At 64.8% G+C, this 17,248-nt stretch carries 15 protein-coding genes, 3 pseudogenes and 2 riboswitches; of the genes and pseudogenes, 9 read left to right on the forward strand and 9 right to left on the reverse strand.

Annotation, left to right across the window (positions count from 1 at the left end; translation table 11 throughout):
• The 5 genes from P3W97_RS03075 to P3W97_RS03095 form a co-directional block, all read left to right on the forward strand.
• A partial coding sequence (locus P3W97_RS03075) for a hypothetical protein (protein WP_300843674.1) occupies positions 1 to 534 on the forward strand: 534 nt, incomplete at its 5' end.
• Between the two features lie 71 nt (positions 535 to 605).
• Positions 606 to 821 (forward strand): FeoA family protein, encoded by a 216-nt coding sequence (locus P3W97_RS03080; RefSeq protein ID WP_300843676.1) that lies wholly within the window; start codon positions 606 to 608, stop codon positions 819 to 821.
• A gap of 19 nt (positions 822 to 840) precedes the next feature.
• Positions 841 to 1,068 carry a FeoA family protein gene (locus P3W97_RS03085; RefSeq protein ID WP_300843677.1) on the forward strand — a complete coding sequence of 76 codons (228 nt, stop codon included), beginning with the start codon at positions 841 to 843 and terminating at the stop codon, positions 1,066 to 1,068.
• Positions 1,068 to 3,392 (forward strand): Fe(2+) transporter permease subunit FeoB, encoded by a 2,325-nt coding sequence (feoB, locus tag P3W97_RS03090; RefSeq protein ID WP_300843680.1) that lies wholly within the window; start codon positions 1,068 to 1,070, stop codon positions 3,390 to 3,392. Before P3W97_RS03085 ends, feoB begins: the two co-directional genes overlap by 1 nt.
• A gap of 11 nt (positions 3,393 to 3,403) precedes the next feature.
• Positions 3,404 to 3,697 (forward strand): FeoC-like transcriptional regulator, encoded by a 294-nt coding sequence (locus P3W97_RS03095; protein ID WP_300843683.1) that lies wholly within the window; start codon positions 3,404 to 3,406, stop codon positions 3,695 to 3,697.
• A gap of 164 nt (positions 3,698 to 3,861) precedes the next feature.
• Here the strand turns inward: P3W97_RS03095 and P3W97_RS03100 are convergent.
• Positions 3,862 to 4,341 (reverse strand): annotated as a pseudogene (locus P3W97_RS03100) (glutamate synthase); the annotation flags it as partial.
• A 125-nt stretch (positions 4,342 to 4,466) separates the two neighbouring features.
• Between P3W97_RS03100 and P3W97_RS03105 the strand changes: the two are divergent.
• On the forward strand, positions 4,467 to 4,727 hold the full coding sequence (locus P3W97_RS03105; RefSeq protein WP_300843685.1) for a hypothetical protein: 261 nt from the start codon (positions 4,467 to 4,469) through the stop codon (positions 4,725 to 4,727).
• A 140-nt stretch (positions 4,728 to 4,867) separates the two neighbouring features.
• Here the strand turns inward: P3W97_RS03105 and P3W97_RS11030 are convergent.
• From P3W97_RS11030 to P3W97_RS03115, 3 genes and pseudogenes are all read right to left on the reverse strand, one after another.
• A pseudogene (locus P3W97_RS11030) lies at positions 4,868 to 5,035 on the reverse strand (transposase); the annotation flags it as partial.
• A gap of 216 nt (positions 5,036 to 5,251) precedes the next feature.
• Positions 5,252 to 7,123, reverse strand: a complete 1,872-nt coding sequence (gene thiC, locus P3W97_RS03110) for a phosphomethylpyrimidine synthase ThiC (protein ID WP_300843688.1) — start codon at positions 7,121 to 7,123, stop codon at positions 5,252 to 5,254.
• Between the two features lie 119 nt (positions 7,124 to 7,242).
• A riboswitch (TPP riboswitch) is annotated at positions 7,243 to 7,348 on the reverse strand.
• A gap of 35 nt (positions 7,349 to 7,383) precedes the next feature.
• Positions 7,384 to 8,175 (reverse strand): DUF2946 family protein, encoded by a 792-nt coding sequence (locus P3W97_RS03115; RefSeq protein WP_300843691.1) that lies wholly within the window; start codon positions 8,173 to 8,175, stop codon positions 7,384 to 7,386.
• A 217-nt stretch (positions 8,176 to 8,392) separates the two neighbouring features.
• A riboswitch (cobalamin riboswitch) is annotated at positions 8,393 to 8,600 on the forward strand.
• 146 nt (positions 8,601 to 8,746) lie between these two features.
• On the opposite strand from P3W97_RS03115, the gene P3W97_RS03120 reads away from it, so the two are divergent.
• The gene (locus P3W97_RS03120; protein ID WP_300843694.1) at positions 8,747 to 9,508 is read left to right on the forward strand and encodes an acyl-CoA thioesterase; all 762 of its coding nucleotides are present in this window, start codon (positions 8,747 to 8,749) and stop codon (positions 9,506 to 9,508) included.
• Positions 9,509 to 9,542: 34 nt separating this feature from the next.
• Positions 9,543 to 9,959, forward strand: a complete 417-nt coding sequence (locus tag P3W97_RS03125; RefSeq protein ID WP_300843697.1) for a GNAT family N-acetyltransferase — start codon at positions 9,543 to 9,545, stop codon at positions 9,957 to 9,959.
• A gap of 30 nt (positions 9,960 to 9,989) precedes the next feature.
• On the opposite strand, the pseudogene P3W97_RS03130 reads toward P3W97_RS03125, so the two are convergent.
• Positions 9,990 to 11,916: pseudogene (locus P3W97_RS03130) on the reverse strand (peroxidase family protein).
• Between the two features lie 313 nt (positions 11,917 to 12,229).
• On the opposite strand from P3W97_RS03130, the gene P3W97_RS03135 reads away from it, so the two are divergent.
• The gene (locus P3W97_RS03135) at positions 12,230 to 12,853 is read left to right on the forward strand and encodes an NnrU family protein (RefSeq protein WP_300843700.1); all 624 of its coding nucleotides are present in this window, start codon (positions 12,230 to 12,232) and stop codon (positions 12,851 to 12,853) included.
• 29 nt (positions 12,854 to 12,882) lie between these two features.
• On the opposite strand, the gene P3W97_RS03140 is transcribed toward P3W97_RS03135, so the two are convergent.
• The 4 genes from P3W97_RS03140 to P3W97_RS03155 form a co-directional block, all read right to left on the reverse strand.
• On the reverse strand, positions 12,883 to 14,082 hold the full coding sequence (locus tag P3W97_RS03140) for an MFS transporter (RefSeq protein ID WP_300843702.1): 1,200 nt from the start codon (positions 14,080 to 14,082) through the stop codon (positions 12,883 to 12,885).
• Positions 14,079 to 15,194, reverse strand: coding sequence for a chorismate synthase (gene aroC / locus P3W97_RS03145; RefSeq protein ID WP_300843705.1), 1,116 nt, complete (start codon positions 15,192 to 15,194; stop codon positions 14,079 to 14,081). Before aroC ends, P3W97_RS03140 begins: the two co-directional genes overlap by 4 nt.
• A gap of 8 nt (positions 15,195 to 15,202) precedes the next feature.
• The gene (locus P3W97_RS03150) at positions 15,203 to 16,885 is read right to left on the reverse strand and encodes a Na/Pi cotransporter family protein (protein ID WP_300843706.1); all 1,683 of its coding nucleotides are present in this window, start codon (positions 16,883 to 16,885) and stop codon (positions 15,203 to 15,205) included.
• A gap of 9 nt (positions 16,886 to 16,894) precedes the next feature.
• Positions 16,895 to 17,248, reverse strand: a 354-nt coding sequence (locus P3W97_RS03155; RefSeq protein WP_300843708.1) for a CBS domain-containing protein, incomplete at its 5' end; no start/stop codon positions are given.

Raw genomic sequence — 17,248 nt, forward strand, 5'->3', positions numbered from 1 at the left:
CGCGACGACAAGGTACGCGGCGGCGAACTGGTCTTCGGCTTCGCGCCCATCGACGACCTGGAAGTCGGCCTCGGCCTCGCCCGCGCCACCGACCACGACCTCGATCCCTCCACCAAGCTGCGCGGCACGGGCATCGGCTACCCGTGGGTGCCGATCCAAAACGACAGCGGCTGGTCGCTGGGCGTCCGCTCCGACATGAGCCGCATGCGCGCCGATGAGCGCTTTGCTTTTGACACGATCACCGAGGGGGAATATGCGTTCTTCGACCTCGTCACTTTCCGTTTTGAAAGCGGGCAGGTGTTGCATCTCAACCTCGGTGCCAAGCGTACAAAGGCTGGAGATGAGAGCGAGAGCGTCGGCACCTGGGGTGTCGGCTACAAGCATCCGCTCGCGAAAAAACGCAATCTGACGGCGGAAATTTTCGGCGAAGCGTATGCCGGTCCGGACAAGGCGGTCGGTCTGCGCTACGAAATTGCCGAGGGCTTCAAGATCTGGGGCGCCGTTGGCTGCGGCAACGACCGTAGCTTCGCTTAGGCCGGCTTTTCTTGGAAACTCTGAACATGACAAGCAGGGCAAATGAGAGGACCGCCGCCTTTCCGCTCATGATGGCCAGCGAAGGCGAGCGCGTGCGCGTCGTCGCCCTACGCGGCGGGGCCGGCCTCGATATGCGCATGACCGACATGGGCCTCAACGTCGGTGCCGAGCTCGTGGTGCGCCAGCACCAAGGCAGCGGTGTGGTGGTGATGCGCGGCGAGACGCGCTTGGCCCTCGGCGGCGGCATGGCGCACAAGCTCATGGTGGTGCCTGTCAAGTCCGCTTGACACCCTTGAGGAAAACGCGATGACGACACTCGGAGAACTTCAGATCGGCGACCGTGCCAAAGTGGTCGGCTTCAGCCAGAACAGCGGCTACCGGCGCAAGCTGCTGGCCCTCGGCCTGACCCCTGGTTCGCACATCGATATCGTGCGCATCGCCCCAATGGGCGACCCCGTGGAAATCCGCATCCGTGGCTGCTACATCTCGCTGCGCAAGAATGAGGCGGCGGCCCTCGACGTGGAGAAACTGTGATGCTGGCAAAGGCCCACTACACCATCGCCCTGGTCGGCAACCCGAATTGCGGCAAGACCACCCTCTTCAATGCGCTCACCGGCGCGAGGCAGCGCGTCGGCAATTGGCCGGGCGTCACAGTCGAAAAAAAGAGTGGCGAATATCACCGTGACGGTGTGCGTTTCGAGATCGTCGACCTGCCCGGCACCTATTCCCTCGACGTCGCAGACCGCGAGGTCTCCCTCGACGAGAGGATAGCGCGCGACTACGTGCAGACGGAGAAAGCAGATCTGATCATCAACATCGTCGACGCCGCCAACCTGGAGCGCAACCTCTACCTGACCATTCAGCTCGCCGAGATGGGCGTTCCGCTTTTGGTGGTGCTCAACATGATCGACGTGGCAAAGGCCCGCGGCATGCATGTGGATGCCGTGGCGCTGGCCGCCCAGCTCGGCTGTCCGGTGGTGCCGGTAATCGCCTCCGAAGGCAAGGGTATTCCCGAACTGAAGGCCGAGATCGCCCGAGCAGTCAAGGAGCGTCCGCACCCAGGCGTTCGCGTCGTTTACGCCGAGGCGCTGGAGCGCGCCATCGAGACGTTGACGCACGCGACCGAAACCGACGCCACCGCCGCTGGCGCCATGACGCGCTGGCAAGCAGTACGCCTGCTGGAAGGTGACGACCTGGCGCGCCAGGTGGCCGGAGCAGAGCAGGTTGCCGCCGCCTCACGTCTTGCCGGCGAGATCGGAGACGATCTCGATATCCTCGTCGCCGACGCTCGCTACGGCCTCGCCAACCGTATTGCCAATGCCGTCGTCCAGGCCGATGGCCGCATCAGCCGCAACCTTACCGACCGCATCGACCGTATCGTACTCAACCGCGCGCTGGGCATCCCGATCTTCCTGCTGATGATGTATCTGATGTTCATGTTCACCATACAAATCGGCGGAGCTTTTATCGACTTCGTCGATCAGGCCGCCGGCGCGATCTTCGTCGACGGTTTCGGCGCGGCGCTCGCTTACGCGGGTTTTCCAGAGTGGCTGAAAGTCATGTTGGCCGACGGCATCGGTGGCGGCCTCCAGACCGTGGCGACTTTTGTTCCGGTGATCGGCTCCCTCTACCTGTTCCTCTCGGTGTTGGAGGATTCGGGTTACATGGCGCGCGCCGCCTTCGTCATGGATCGTTTCATGCGATGGGTCGGCCTGCCGGGCAAGTCCTTCGTGCCGCTCATCGTCGGCTTCGGCTGCAACGTGCCGGCGATCATGGCGACGCGCACCCTAGAGCATCGCCGCGACCGCTTGATGACCATCGCCATGGCCCCCTTCATGTCCTGCGGTGCGCGCCTGCCTGTGTATGTGCTGTTCGCTGCCGCCTTCTTTCCCGTGGGCGGTCAAAATGTGGTGTTTGCGCTGTATCTTATCGGCATCGCCGTCGCGGTCGCCACCGGCCTGATGCTGAAGAACACGTTGCTCAAAGGCGAGGCTTCACCCTTCATCATGGAACTGCCGCCCTACCACCTGCCGACCGCGAAAGGCGTATTGATCCACACCTGGGAGCGTCTGAGGGGCTTCGTCGTCAAGGCTGGCCGCATCATCGTGCCCATGGTCATGGTGATTAGTTTTCTCAATGCCGTCGGCACCGACGGCAGCTTCGGCAACGAGGACAGCGACAAGTCCGTGCTCGCCGCAATCGGCCGCGCCATGACCCCCGCCCTCACCCCCATCGGTCTTACCGAGGAAAACTGGCCCGCTGCGGTCGGCATTTTCACCGGCTTGCTGGCCAAGGAAGTGGTGGTGGGCACGCTCAACGCCACCTACGGCGCACTGGCCGCAGAGGAGGCAGGCGGTGGCGGGGATGACGAAGAGTTCTCGTTGGCCGACAGTCTGTCCGCGGCCTTGGCCACCATCCCCGCAAACCTCGCCGCGGCAATGGACAGTTGGCTCGATCCGCTGGGTCTGGCGGTAGCTGAAGATACCGAGACCTTCGTCGAAGAACAGGGCATCTCCAGCGGTACTTTTGGCGCCATGGCGGCGCGTTTCGACGGCGCAGCCGGCGCCTTCGCCTACCTGCTGTTCATCCTGCTCTACACGCCCTGCGTGTCGGCGCTGGCGGCGGTCTACCAAGAAAGCGGCGCGCGCTGGGCGGTTTTCGTCGGCATCTGGACGCTCGGTTTAGCCTACGGCCTTTCCACTCTCTTTTACCAGATGGCGACCTGGGACAAGCATCCACTGGAATCGGCGATCTGGATCGGCATCGTCGGCGCCGCCCTTTCGGTCGCGATCCTCGTCCTGCGGCACCATGGCCAGAAGTCGACCGCACCGGCCTTGCCGCTTACGCAGAAGGTCTGAAGGAGAATGAAATGATCCTCTCGCGATTAAACGAGTATTTGCAACAGCGCGGTCGCGCCAGCCTGCAGGATATGGCCCAAGGCCTGGACGCCGCGCCCGATGCGCTGCGCGACATGCTTGCGATCCTCGAACGCAAGGGCCGCGTGCGCCACCTGCAGGCGAGCACAGCTTGCGGTGGCTGCAGCAGCGGTGTCTGCAGCAGGCGCGCGCCAGAGTCCCTCGAGTTGTACGAATGGATCGATGAACAAACCGTCATGAGCGCCCACAACCACGACTGCGGCGCCAGCGAACGCCCAGCCGCGTGACACAGCCGCCGACTGGCTGATCACGCTGTTAAACCATCGAGCAAGCGAAATAAAAAAGCACACCCTGTCATGCAAGGCGCATACCGAGATGCCCTTGCCTAATAAGCGACGCATCGCCGACCTTGATCACACTGGCTGCATGAAAATTCGACGCCTTCTCGGTTTTCCTCCGGCACCATCCTGATCGCGCCGCAAGGGCATTGCGCCGCGCACAGTCCGCGTCCCTTGCAATAACCGTAATGGAATTGATAGCGATTGCCTGGGCCGAGCTTGATGACCGCATGGTCAGGACAGACACCGCAGCAGTTGTCGCATTCGAAGCAGTTGCCGCAGGAAAGACAGCGGCGCGCCTCGAACAAGGCGTTCGATTCGTCCAGGCCCTGCACCACTTCGTCGAAGCTCCATTGGCGGCGCAGGATGTCGAGCATCGGCCGCACCTAATGCGGCGCTTCTGAGTGATACCAGAAATTGCGCTTGCCGAAGGTGGCGAGCTCGTGGTTTTCTGGCGCTGCGTAAGTCTTGTCTGTCAACCGGGCATCGATGTGGCGCGCGGCTTTCTTGCCATGACCGACGGCCACCGTCACGGTGCGCTCGGAGGGCACCATGTCGCCGCTGGCGAAGATGCCGGGCCGGCCGGTCAACATGAAGCCCAGCTTCTCGGGACGCCAATGGCGATCGTAACGATCCTAGAGCGCAGTGACAGCGGCGCGCACCTTCCTCGACATCCCTGAAGACGCGGCCGTGGATCGCCTGCGCTTTGAGCGTGCGGTTGAAGCGCTCGGCCACTCCGTTGGTCTGCGCTTCTGCGACAAAGGCCACGCTCGGGGCGATGCCCCAGAAACTTGACCTGGTTGAGGAAGTTGTCGGCGAAGTAATGCGTGCCGTTGTCCATGCGCAGGGCCAGCCCGCGACTGGCATCGGCGCCGGCGGCCCCGAACTCAGCCAGCAGGCCCTGTGTGATCGGTTGCAAAGCGGCAAAGCGGTTGCCAGTCTTGAGCGCATGGATGCCCACACAGAAGCATCGAAATGATCGATCGCCGAGAACACCCAGACCCAGGCGTCGTCGACGGTCTCGATGCGGATGCCATCGGTGCCCCACATGTCGTTTGGGCGATCCGTGATAAGGGTGCCGTCGTGCGGATGGGGAACACCCTTGGGCTGTCGATGAGGCAAGAGCACCGGGTTCTCGCGCATCAGCCGCAGCACACGGGCACGCGAGACGCGGATACCCCGCATCCGACGCAGCCGCGCCCAGACCTTGCGATGACCTTCGCCGGTAAAGGGCGAGTCTGCCAGATCGGAATCTCGATCTCCATGACCCGTTCGCCGATCCGCCAATGGGCATCACCAAGTAGCCGCTCAACCGGATTGTTCTGTGCGCTTCGCGTATCCCTCGCTTCGCTCGGGGCCGCCCTGACAGGAGCGCCCTGCGGCCGACCGACCAGCGCTTAACCCCGGCGCAACCCCATCCACCTTCAACTATTTAAGCATCTCACAGCCCCTTTCTCAGACACGATTTAACCCCAAATTCGCGTCCAAAAAATCAGGGGCGGCTCATATGTTCATTCCCCTGGATAGGGCCTCAGCCTCGGCTACGCCCTGTCGCGCGGCGAAGTCGCGCACATCCCGTGTGATTTTCATGCTGCAAAAGTGCGGCCCGCACATGGAACAAAAGTGTGCGACCTTGGCTGAGTCTTTGGGCAGCGTCTCGTCGTGGAATTCGCGCGCCTTGTCCGGGTCGAGCCCCAAGTTGAACTGATCTTCCCAACGGAATTCGAAGCGCGCCTTGGACAGTGCGTTGTCGCGGATCTGCGCGCCCGGATGGCCTTTGGCTAGGTCGGCGGCATGCGCCGCCAGCTTGTAGGTGATGATGCCTTCCTTGACGTCTTGCTTGTTGGGCAGACCCAGGTGTTCTTTGGGCGTGACATAGCACAGCATGGCGGCGCCGTACCAGCCGATGGTGGCCGCACCAATGCCACTGGTGATATGGTCATACCCCGGAGCGATGTCGGTGGTCAGCGGCCCCAGGGTATAAAAAGGTGCTTCGTGGCACTGCGCCAACTGCAGGTCCATGTTTTCCTTGATGAGATGCAGCGGCACATGGCCCGGGCCCTCGATCATCACCTGCACATCGTGCTTCCACGCGATTTGCGTCAACTCGCCCAGGGTGCGCAGCTCAGCGAGTTGGGCCTCGTCGTTGGCGTCGTAGATGGAGCCGGGGCGCAGACCGTCGCCCAGGCTGAAGGCCACGTCATAGGCCTTCATGATGTCGCAGATTTCCTCGAAATGGGTGTAGAGGAAGTTTTCTTGATGATGGGCCAGACACCATTTGGCTATGATGGAGCCGCCGCGGCTGACGATACCGGTCATGCGCTCGGCGGTCAGCGGCACATAGCGCAGCAGCACGCCAGCGTGGATGGTGAAGTAATCCACACCTTGCTCGGCCTGCTCGATCAGCGTATCGCGGAAGATGTCCCAGGTGAGTTCCTCGGCCTTGCCATGCACTTTCTCCAATGCCTGATAGATCGGCACGGTGCCGATAGGTACGGGTGAATTGCGAATGATCCACTCACGCGTCTCGTGGATGTGGCGACCCGTCGACAGGTCCATCACCGTATCGGCACCCCAGCGGATGGCCCAGGTGAGCTTGTCCACCTCGTCTTGAATGGAGGAGGTGATGGCGCTGTTGCCGATGTTGGCATTGATTTTGACCAGGAAATGGCGGCCGATGATCATCGGCTCGCTTTCTGGGTGGTTGATGTTGGCGGGAATGATGGCGCGACCTCGCGCCACCTCATCGCGCACGAACTCGGGGGTGATTTCGGCGGGGATACAGGCGCCGAAGCTTTGGCCGGGGTGCTGGCGCCCGATCATGGCGGCCATCTTGCGCCCTGTGGGGCCAGCGGCCTGTAGCGATTCGAGGTATTCGCGCCGTCGCAGGTTTTCGCGGATGGCGACGAACTCCATCTCTGGCGTGATGAGGCCGCGGCGGGCATAGTGCATCTGCGTCACATTGGCGCCCGCTTTGGCACGGCGAGGCTGGCGCTGCAGACCCGGAAAGCGCATTTCGTCGAGGTGGGGATCGGCAGCGCGGGCTCGTCCGTACGCGCTGCTCAGGTCAGGCAACAACTCGGTGTCCTGGCGCGCCTCGATCCAGCGCTGGCGCAACGCCGGCAGTCCGCGCCGAATATCGATGCGCACGGCCGGATCGGTGTACGGCCCCGAGGTGTCGTACACATAAATGGGAGGATTGGGTTCTGCGCCGAAGGCGGCGGGGGTGTCGCTTTGCTGGATTTCGCGCATCGGCACGCGGATATCCGGGCGCGAACCCTGCACATAGATCTTGCGCGATCGGGGCAGCGGCTCGATGGCGGCGGGATCCACTTGGGCCTGGTTGGCCAGAAAGCGGTCGGTGGGGGCATTCATGGGGCGGTCTCCTTCGGATGGGGGGTCAACATGCTCCGAAGGGTGCCCGCCTGCCTAGCCCAGGCTAGCCATTAGGGGCCAGCGGGGTGCGCGGCTAGGGTCGCTACCCCAACCACCCACCCGGGCGCAGCTGCTCTTCTTACGCCGGGATGAACCGGATCAAGTTCACGGGTTTGGCTCGTGCCATCTCAGCCCACGCTTGCGCGGACACCCCGGAGCAGCCCCATTCTAGCCTGACGTTGTGGCTTGCCCAATGCCGGTCAGAACTTTTGTTGGTAAGCCACCCACAGCGTACGCCCTGGCCCGGGTACCGCCGTGCCCCACTGCGGCACATTCGGGGGGCTGGGATTGGTCATCGTGGTCCCCTGCCCGACATACGCCCCGCCGGTGGGCAGGTAGTACAGGCGGTCGAACCGGTTGTCGATGCCCAGTTCCAATTTACCACGGCCCAGGCGGTATGCCGTGCGCACATTGAGCAAGGCAAAGCCCGGGGTGCGGACCTCGTTGCGCACCTGGGACACATCGGTCTTGGCCCAGGCGGCAACCATCTCCACTGCGCTGTCCCAAGCACCGCTGCGGTGTGTCAGACTCAGACGGGCATGCAGCGGCAGGATTTGGTAGAGCCCATCGCCGGTGCTGCGGTTGCGCCCCTTCAGATGGCTCAACTGCCCGCGCATCCCCCATTCGCCTGTGTCGTTGTGCACCAAGGTGGTGTGGCATGGTCGCAACCCGAGATCCCGCTCGTCACCCAAAACGATGGGCGACAGGGGGGGCGGGGCCGTGCCCGATCCGCTGTATGGCAGCGCCCAGTGTCCATCCAGCCGACACCAATCGCAGGAGGACGAAGCGGCCGCGCCTGGATCGGAGTCGGACGACGCATCGCTCCACTGCACGACCTCGGTGGTGGCGCAAATCTCGATGCCCGGGCCCAAGGCATCGCCACTGCGCAGGGCGAGTTGCGCAATACCCGGCGCGACACTGGCCCAGAAAACCAGCCCAAGCGCCCACCAGGCCAGCCGGCGGTATCGGGCGGAGGCCGTAGCGCGACACATGCCAAAAGCTTGTAAGGAAAACTCCCCACAAGCGCCCGCGCCGGCACCGTGTCAGCCACGGCACGCCGAGACAGCCGAGACCGAAGATGCCCGGCATATCGCACTTCCAGGGGCGATGATCGGCTCCACCAGCCTTGCACGGCCGCTTCGGCGGGCGCTTTTCATCGGGCCGTCGCGCATCGCGGCCCTTTTGCACTGTGCCCCCAGCCATCGCCTATACTTGGGGCCGCTGAGCGGTTTCCGACACGAACGGTCGGGATGAAAAGGGAACGACAGAACGGTCGAAACGATCGAGGCTGTGGCTGCCCCCGCAACTGTGATCGGCGAGTTGGACACGACGTTGCCACTGGTCCTATGGACTGGGAAGGCTGCTGTCCGACGTTGACCCGAGAGCCAGGAGACCTGCCGCCCAGCGATAGAGGTTGTGCCGGGGCGGGGTGTCCCCAGCGAGCTCAGCGCGACGCCGTTTTCACCGTCACGTCCGTCGTTCCCGATCGCGTGGACGACGGGCTGCTTTGCGTGCGTCCGATTGGCTTGCCCTGGCATGGAGACGCCAACCGGAGTACGCAAGATGTCCGATGCATCCGAAATGGAGCGCGCGCGCGGCGATGTTCACCGCACGCTGACGGTGGTAGATATGGCCTGGCCAGACCAGTGCAATCACCACGGCACACTGTTTGGCGGGGCTGCACTCTCATGGCTGGACCGCGCGGCCTTCATCTTGGCTTCGCGCGAATTGGGTGGAGCAGTCGTGACCGCGGCTCTCGATCAGGTGCAGTTCAGCGCCCCATTGCCCAGCGGTCATCTGGGCGAATGCCAAGCGCGCATCGTCCGCCGGGGTCGGCGCTCGGCGACGGTACGCTGTGACCTCATCGGCGAGGACCTGCTGCTAGGGAGTCGACAGACTTGTTTGCAAGCGGACTTCGTGATGGTGCGTCGAGAAGCGGATGACTCCGATGCCGCTGCGCCGACCGAGGATCGCGCTACCACCGTCGACGAGGGCGATGCCCACGTGGCAGAGATCGTCTTTCCCGGCCATGTCAACCACCGGGGCGTGCTCCATGGCGGCCCTGCCATGGCGTGGTTGGCCAAATGCGGGTTCGTGGCGGCGACGCGGCGGCTGCGACGTCCGCTGGTGATGGCCAGAGCCGATCGTTTGGACTTTCTCGCCCCCGCTCGCGTGGGCGACGTCGTCGATGTGCGCTGCCGAGTGGAACATGTGGGCCGGCGCTCGATCGCCGTGCGGGCTGTGATGGACGCCAGCGACCCCGTGGGTGCTCACCCACGCCGGTGCTGCGAGGTGCTGCTGACCTATGTGGCCCTGTCCGATTGATTTGCGCATGCTGCTGCCAGTGCACAGACCGGCGGTGCAACTGCATCTGCTGTCCTTGTCGGAGGATGACCGCCGAGCGCGCTTTGGTCACTCGCTCACCGATATGGCCGTGGCAGGTTGGTGCAATCGGGCGATGCAAGGCGATAGCCTTTGGTGGGGTGCGTGGGCGGCGTACGACGGCGGGCTGTGCGCCGCCTTGCAGTTGTGCCCCACGGTCCATGAGGGGGTGTGGGAGATCGGCTTGTCCGTGGCCCAACCCTTACGCAGGCGCGGGCTGGGCACGGCGCTGCTGGGCGACGCCTTGCGCCATTTGCCGCAGGTGCGACAGATGGTGTGCCATCACGGCCACCCCGCGATCGTACGGATGGCTCTGCGGCTGGGATGCACGGTCCAAACCCGAGAAAATTCCCCTGGCCTGCGGCTGATCGTTTCGCCGTCTGAACAGGTTTGATGGAATTGCCCGCCCGCGTCGCCGCTGACATCAGGGCCGCAGGTCGTAGCGATCGGCGTTCATGACCTTGACCCACGCGGCGACGAAGTCGCGCACGAATTTTTCGCGCCCGTCATCTTGGGCATAGACCTCGGCGTAGGGGCGCAACACGGCGTTGGAGCCAAACACCCGATCCACCCGCGTCGCGGTCCAGCGGGTCTCACCCGTGGTCCGATCCACGATGGCGTAGCGGTTGCGGCCCGTGGGCATCCAGCGATAGGCCATATCGGTCAGATGCACGAAAAAATCGTTGCTCAGCACCCCAGGCCGGTCGGTGAATACCTCGTGCTCCGCCCCTCCGTGGTTCGCACCCAACACACGCAAGCCACCGACGAGCACTGTCATCTCCACCGCGCTCAGACCCATGAGCTGTGCACGGTCGAGCAGCAGTTCCTCCGGCTGTATTGCACCGTACGCCTTGAGCCAATTGCGAAACCCATCGGCCACGGGCTCCAGCACGACAAACGACTGGACATCCGTCTGTGCCTGCGTGGCATCGCCGCGCCCCGGCGCGAACGGGACTTCAATCGGGCAGCCAGCCGCACGGGCGGCCTCTTCTACGGCCATGCCGCCGGCCAGGACGATCACATCGGCCATACGGGCGCCGGTCTCGGCGGCGATGCGCTCATAGATGGGCAACACGCGCGCCAGCCGTTCGGGCTCGTTGCCGGCCCAGTCTTTTTGCGGGGCGAGTCGGATCCGGGCCCCGTTTGCGCCACCGCGAAAATCGGATCCGCGGAATGTGCGGGCACTGTCCCAGGCGGTGGCCACCCGCTCGGCGATGCCCAGCCCCGCAGCAGCGATTCTGGCGCGCACAGCAGCGACATCGTAGTCGGTGCAGCCTGCAGGCACGGGATCTTGCCAAATCAGGTCCTCGGTGGGCACTTCGGGACCGATGTAGCGCGTACGCGGCCCCATGTCGCGATGTGTGAGCTTGAACCAAGCGCGGGCAAATACTGCCGAGAAATACGCCTGGTCGGCCGCAAACCGCTCCGAGATCCGCCGGTAGACGGGGTCTACCTTCATCGCCATGTCGGCATCGGTCATGATGATGCGGTGGTTGCGCAGGGTGGGATCTTCCACGTCTGGCGGCACATTTTCGGGCCGCAGACCGATGGGCTCCCATTGCCGGCGCCAGCGGGGCTCTTTTGGAGCGCCCAATCGTAGCCGAGCAGCAGTTTGAAGTAACCGGTATCCCACCGAGTGGGGTTCGTGGTCCACGTCCCTTCCAGACCACTGGTCACGGTATCGCGCCCGAACCCGCGAGTGGTATGGTTGATCCAGCCCAAGCCCTGTTCCTCCATCGGCGCTGCTTCGGGTGCTGGCCCCAATTGGCCGCACTGCCGTTGCCGTGCGCCTTGCCGACGGTGTGTCCGCCCGCGGTCAGGGCGACGGTTTCCTCGTCATTCATGCCCATGCGGGCAAAGGTCTCGCGCACCTGAGCGGCCGTACGCAAGGGGTCCGGCTCGCCGTTGACACCCTCGGGATTCACATAGATCAGATCGGCCCAGCTGATTGCGTTTCCGTATTTTTCCTTGATCGGCCACAGCAGCCGACGCGCTTTGTCCAGGTTGGCGTTATCCGGCCAAGCGTTGAGCGGTGCAAACCGCTGGTTGCCGGTGTTGGCTCCGCCACGGCCGTCTGCGACCCGGTACGACCCCGCCGCATGCCACGCCATGCGGATCATCAATCCCCCGTAGTGGCCCCAGTCGGCGGGCCACCACGGCTGGCTGTCGGTCATCAAAGCCATCAAGTCGCGCTTGATTGCATCCACGTCGAGCTCGCGCACCGCCGCTCGATAGTCGAAGCCGGGCAGCGGATTGGTCTTGGTGTCGTGCTGGTGCAAGATGTCCAGGTTCAGGGCATTCGGCCACCAAGCCGTGTTGGATGATGCGGCGGTCGTGTGGGCGCCGTGCATCACGGGGCATTGGCCGGCGGTTTCGCGGTTGCGGGCATTCATGGTCATCTCCTTGCGGACGGGTTGGCTGAGATCGGCGCCGCGTGCCGTGCATGCACCGCATGAGTGCGCCACGATGTTCGGCATCTGATAGAAATCAACAATCACGATTTGATTGTTGATTGCAAAGAAGTTTGCCGGGGTCGGCGAATTGGCGGCAGTCGGTCTTCGCAATCGTCGCGATAGGTTTTCAACGGATCTCGGAGCCATAACCCGGGGCTTCGGGCTATGATGAACGAAACGCCTGTAAACCACGAAGGACCGGAGGTGCGCGATGCAGTGGTTGGTGCTGGGCTTGATTTTGTTTTTGGGCGTGCACTCTGTGCGCATCGTGGCCGATGATTGGCGCAACCAGACCATCGACCGCGTTGGCCTGAGCGCATGGAAGGCGATTTACTCCCTGGTGTCGGCCATCGGACTGGGGTTGATCGTCTGGGGCTATGGTTTGGCCCGTCAATCCCCGGACGTGTTGTGGACTGCGCCGATGGGGATGCGCCACGCCGCCTCGCTACTGACGCTGCTGGCGTTCGTGCTGCTGGTGGCAGCCTATGTCCCGGGCAATGCGATCAAGGCGAAGTTGGGCCATCCGATGGTGCTGTCCGTCAAGCTGTGGGCGTTTGCCCACCTGCTAGCCAACGGTACGCTGGCCGATGTGCTGCTCTTTGGCGGCTTTTTGGTATGGGCGGTGTTCAACTACCGCGCAGCACGGCGCCGCTCGCCCACCGGCGGCCGCGACGGCGATGGCGACGATGATGACTCAGAAGACGCGGTCCCCCCGGCTGCCCGGGACACGTCGCTAGCGGCCACGGTAGCCACCGTGGTGGCGGGCCTGGGGGCGTGGGCGGTGTTCGCGTTCTGGGCACATGGCGTCCTATTCGGCGTACGTCCTTTCGGTTAATTCTCCGCCCACCATTGTGCAGGACCGCGTCAATTCCGCCATCCATTGCCCAGACGCAGCACCATGGCGGCTGTTACTGTAGCAGCTGCTGCGGCGATCATGCCTGCCTCGAAGACCGCGCCCAACCCGTATCGACTACTGAGCCAACCGCCCAGCGCACCGGCAGTGATTCCAGAACAACCATAACCGATCAATGAATACAGAGCCTGCCCCCGGGCATGCAGCCGTCCTGGAAAGTGGCGGTTGATAAGGGCGATGCATACCGTGTGATGGGCAGCAAAGCCGATGGCATGCACCGCTTGCGCCAGCAACAGCACCCCCAGCCATTGGGCCCCCCAGGCGGTGGCCGCCATGCGCGCCACCGTCAGGGCCGATGCCAGCACCAACCACTGCCCCAGTGCCAGGCGCGGCAGCCAGCGTCCCTGGGTCAGGAACCAGGCGATCTCCACCACCACTGCGGTGGCCCACAGCGCACCGATCACGCCCTTGCCATACCCCAGGCGGTCCAGATAGAGCGAGAAGAAGATGTAGATGAAAACGTGCGCCAGCACATGGAAAAACATGGACGCAAAAAACCATGCCACGACGGGCTGGCGCAACACCGGCCAGATGCGCCCGCTCTCTGCGCCGTGCGTATGCGGGGGGTCGCGCCAGCGCGGCATGGCCCACGCTGCCCCCACCACCAGCGCCAGCGTTGCGTTGGCCCAGAAGGGAAAACTCGACAGCCCGTGGCGCTCGAACCAGACCCCCGCTGCCAGCACCGTCACCAGAAAGCCCAGCGACCCCCACAGGCGCACACGGCCATAGCGGCGCGGGTCGAATACGCCCGAGGCGCTGACGGCATGCGCCAGCGCCGTCTCGGACAGTGGCATCATGGCGCTGGTTTGGGTAAACATCAGCAACAACACCAGCGGCAGCCAAGCGGGCGCGGGCTGCCACCACAAGCCCAAAGAGAGCACCAGCGCTGCGCCGGCGCACACCCGCAGCCAGCGCACCGGCTCGCCGCTGCGGTCGCTCAACCACCCCCAAAGGTAAGGGGCGAACAGCCGCGTTGCCGACTGCAGCGAAGTCAATAGCCCAATCGCCCACAGGCCGTAGCCCAGTTCCTGCAACCACAGCGGCAGGTACGGATTGAAAAAGCCGATGTGCGCAAAATACCCTGCCGAGAGGGCTGCGAAGGGCCACAACCCGCCCCCACGCCGGGCATCGACGGGGGCTCCGTCCCTCATGAACGGGATACGCCGCCCGGCGCCTCGGCCGCGACCGGCCCGGGAGTGACGCGCACATCCCCGCACTGCGCACGGTGGCGCAGCGCATGATCCATCAGGACGATCGCAAGCAGCGCTTCTACGATCGGCACGGCCCGAATGCCAACACAAGGGTCGTGCCGCCCTTTGGTGATGACCTGCGTCGGCTCACCCTCGGTATCGATGGATGGCCGCGGCACGAGGATGGAACTGGTCGGCTTGATGGCCAGCGTGACGACGATATCTTGCCCGGTACTGATGCCCCCCAGCACCCCACCCGCATGGTTGGACAGAAAGCCCTGGGGAGTGATGCCGTCGCCGTGCTCGCTGCCGCGCTGCGCGACGCTGGCAAAGCCGTCGCCGATTTCCACACCCTTGACGGCGTTGAGGCCCATCATCGCGTGCGCGATGTCGGCGTCCAGGCGGCCGTAGATCGGCGCGCCCAGCCCGGCTGGTGCGCCCTGCGCGACGACGCGCAACCGCGCCCCCACCGAGTCACCGGCCTTGCGGACCTCGGTCAGATACGCCTCCAGCGCCGACACATCGGCCACCGGGGCAAAAAACGGATTGCCCTCGACATGGTCCCACGATTCGAACGGCACGTTCAGCGTGCCCATCTGGACCAGGGCGCCCCGCACCACGGTGCCAAACTGCGCGCGCAGCCATTTGCGCGCTACCGCCCCCGCCGCCACGGTGGGCGCGGTCAGGCGCGCGGACGAGCGCCCGCCGCCGCGCGGATCGCGAATACCGTATTTGTGCCAGTAGGTGTAGTCCGCATGGCCGGGGCGGAAGGTTTGGGCGATATCGCCGTAATCCTGGCTGCGCTGGTTGGTATTGGCAATCAACAAAGCGATCGGTGTGCCCGTGGTGCGCCCCTGGTACACGCCGCTTAGGATTTGTACCTGGTCCGCCTCCTGCCGCTGGGTGACGAACTTGCTGCTGCCCGGCCGGCGCCGGTCGAGGTCTGGCTGGATGTCGGCCTCGGATAACGGCAAACCCGGCGGGCAGCCATCGATGACGCAGCCGATGGCCGGCCCATGCGACTCGCCGAAGTTGGTAACGCGAAACAGGGTGCCCAGGGTATTGCCGCTCATGCCCAGGATTATCCCGCAGACGCCTGTGCCTGCCCGCCACCTGCAGCACGGGTATCGGCCGAGCGCTGCAGCACCACGGCGGCCTTGACCAGTTGTTGCAGGCTGCGGCGCAGCTCGCTGCAGGCGCCCAGCCAGGCCTCCATCGTCTCGATGGCCAGCCGCCCCTCGGCCCCGGCGCGCAGCAAGGCCGCCTTGAGCGCGGCGTAGGCATCCTCGGCCTCGCGCAGCGCGGCCTCGATGGCGGGAGCCACCGGGGCTGGCGCAGGGTCGTCCAGTTGCGCCAGCAGCGCGAGCGAGCGCGACCGAAAGACAGCCAACTCCAGGACCGGCACACCGGCCGGCGGCATGGGCCAGGGGGCCAGGAGCTCGGCCGCCTCATCGGTGAGTTCCGCTGCGACTTCGGCATATCGGGCCACCCGCAGCATGTCGGGCAGTCGTGCTGCGCTGTCATCGGACATCTCGGCGCGCTGCAGCCGCACTGTGAAGTCGGCCACCGCACGGGTCAACCCATGCACCGCCCGATATATGCCGGATAGTCGCGCGCGCATGTCGCTCTGGCCGTCAGTAGCCACCCCCCCCAGTGCGGGCAAATCCCAGACCGTGCGCACCGCTCGCGCGGCCAGCCCGCGCAGCCGCGCCAGCTCGCGCCGCAATGCATCCAGCGCCAAAACCGGTACGGCCACCACCGTCGGGTCCAAATGCCGCGGCCGCGCCTCGTCCTCCTCGGCCTGGCCAAAGCGCCGCTGCAGCCAGGCGGTCAGCCGATCGGCCAGCGGCCACATCAGCACCACGCCAAGTATATTGAACGTGGTGTGGAACATAGCCACCGTCAATGCGGGCGATGGCGGCAAGCCCAACATCGCTTTGATCTGCAGCAGCCCATGCACCAGCCATGGCAGCAACAGCAGCGCCACGACACCGGTGAGAATGTTGAAGACCACATGCCCGCTGGCGGTGCGGCGCGCATTGGCAGTGGCCCCCATGGCCGCGATGACCGCAGTGACGGTGGTGCCGATGTTGGCACCAATCACCACCGCCGCCGCCCCTTGCGCACTGATTAGGTCGGCCTGCGCGGCGCTGAGCGCGACCGTGAGCGAGGCGCTGGAGCTTTGCATGAGCACCGTCAATACCAAACCGATGCCCAGCTGCGCCAGCACCATCGTCCAGCCGATGCCAGCCGGCAGCTCGATGCGGCGCGCCAGTCCGTCAAAGGCTTCTTTGAGCGCATCGATGCCGAGGAAAAGCAACCCAAAGCCCACCAGCGCCGTTCCCAGGGCAGCGCGCCGGGTGCCCGGCGCGCTCAGGCGCAAGCCCGCTCCCAGCCCGACGAGTGGCAAAGCCAGTGCGTCGATCTTGATGCCGAAGCCCAGCAGCGCGACGATCCAGCCCGTCATGGTGGTGCCGACGTTGGCGCCGAATAGCACCCACAGCGCCTGCCCCAGGTTCAGCAGGCCCGCGTTGACGAAGCCGATCGTGGCCACGGTGACGGCACTGGAGGACTGCACCAGCGCCGTCACCAAGATGCCAGCGGCCAGGCCGCGCCAGCGGGTGCGCGTGGAGGCAGTCAGGATACGCTCCAGCGCCGGCCCAGCGGCCAGCCGCAGGCCGTCCGTCATGAGCTCCATGCCCATGATGAACAGGCCCAGACCGCCAAGCAGGCCAGCGAGTAGGGTCAGTGCGCCGTCACCCACCGGGTGCCGTCAGCCGGTGGTGGCGCAGCCCTGCGCCGCAGCGCCCGACTCGTCGGGCCAGTCGCGGATATAGGCTTTGAGCATCTGGTTCTCGAAGCTCTGTGTCTCGACCACGGCCTTGGCCACATCGTAGAAGCTGATCACGCCCATCAGCAGGCGGTTGTCCATCACCGGCATGTAACGGGTGTGGCGCTCCAGCATCATGGGGCGTACCTGGTCCAGCTCGGTTTCGGGCGTGCAGGTCATGGGGTGGTCGTCCATCACGCTGCGCACCGTCACCGTGCCCACCGATCCGCCATTGCGTGCGACGGTGTCGATGACCTCGCGAAAAGTGAGCATGCCCACCAGTTCGCCGTGCTCCAT

Origin of the sequence: Tepidimonas sp., from assembly GCF_029335975.1 — a bacterium.
In the GTDB taxonomy this organism is placed as follows: domain Bacteria; phylum Pseudomonadota; class Gammaproteobacteria; order Burkholderiales; family Burkholderiaceae_C; genus Tepidimonas.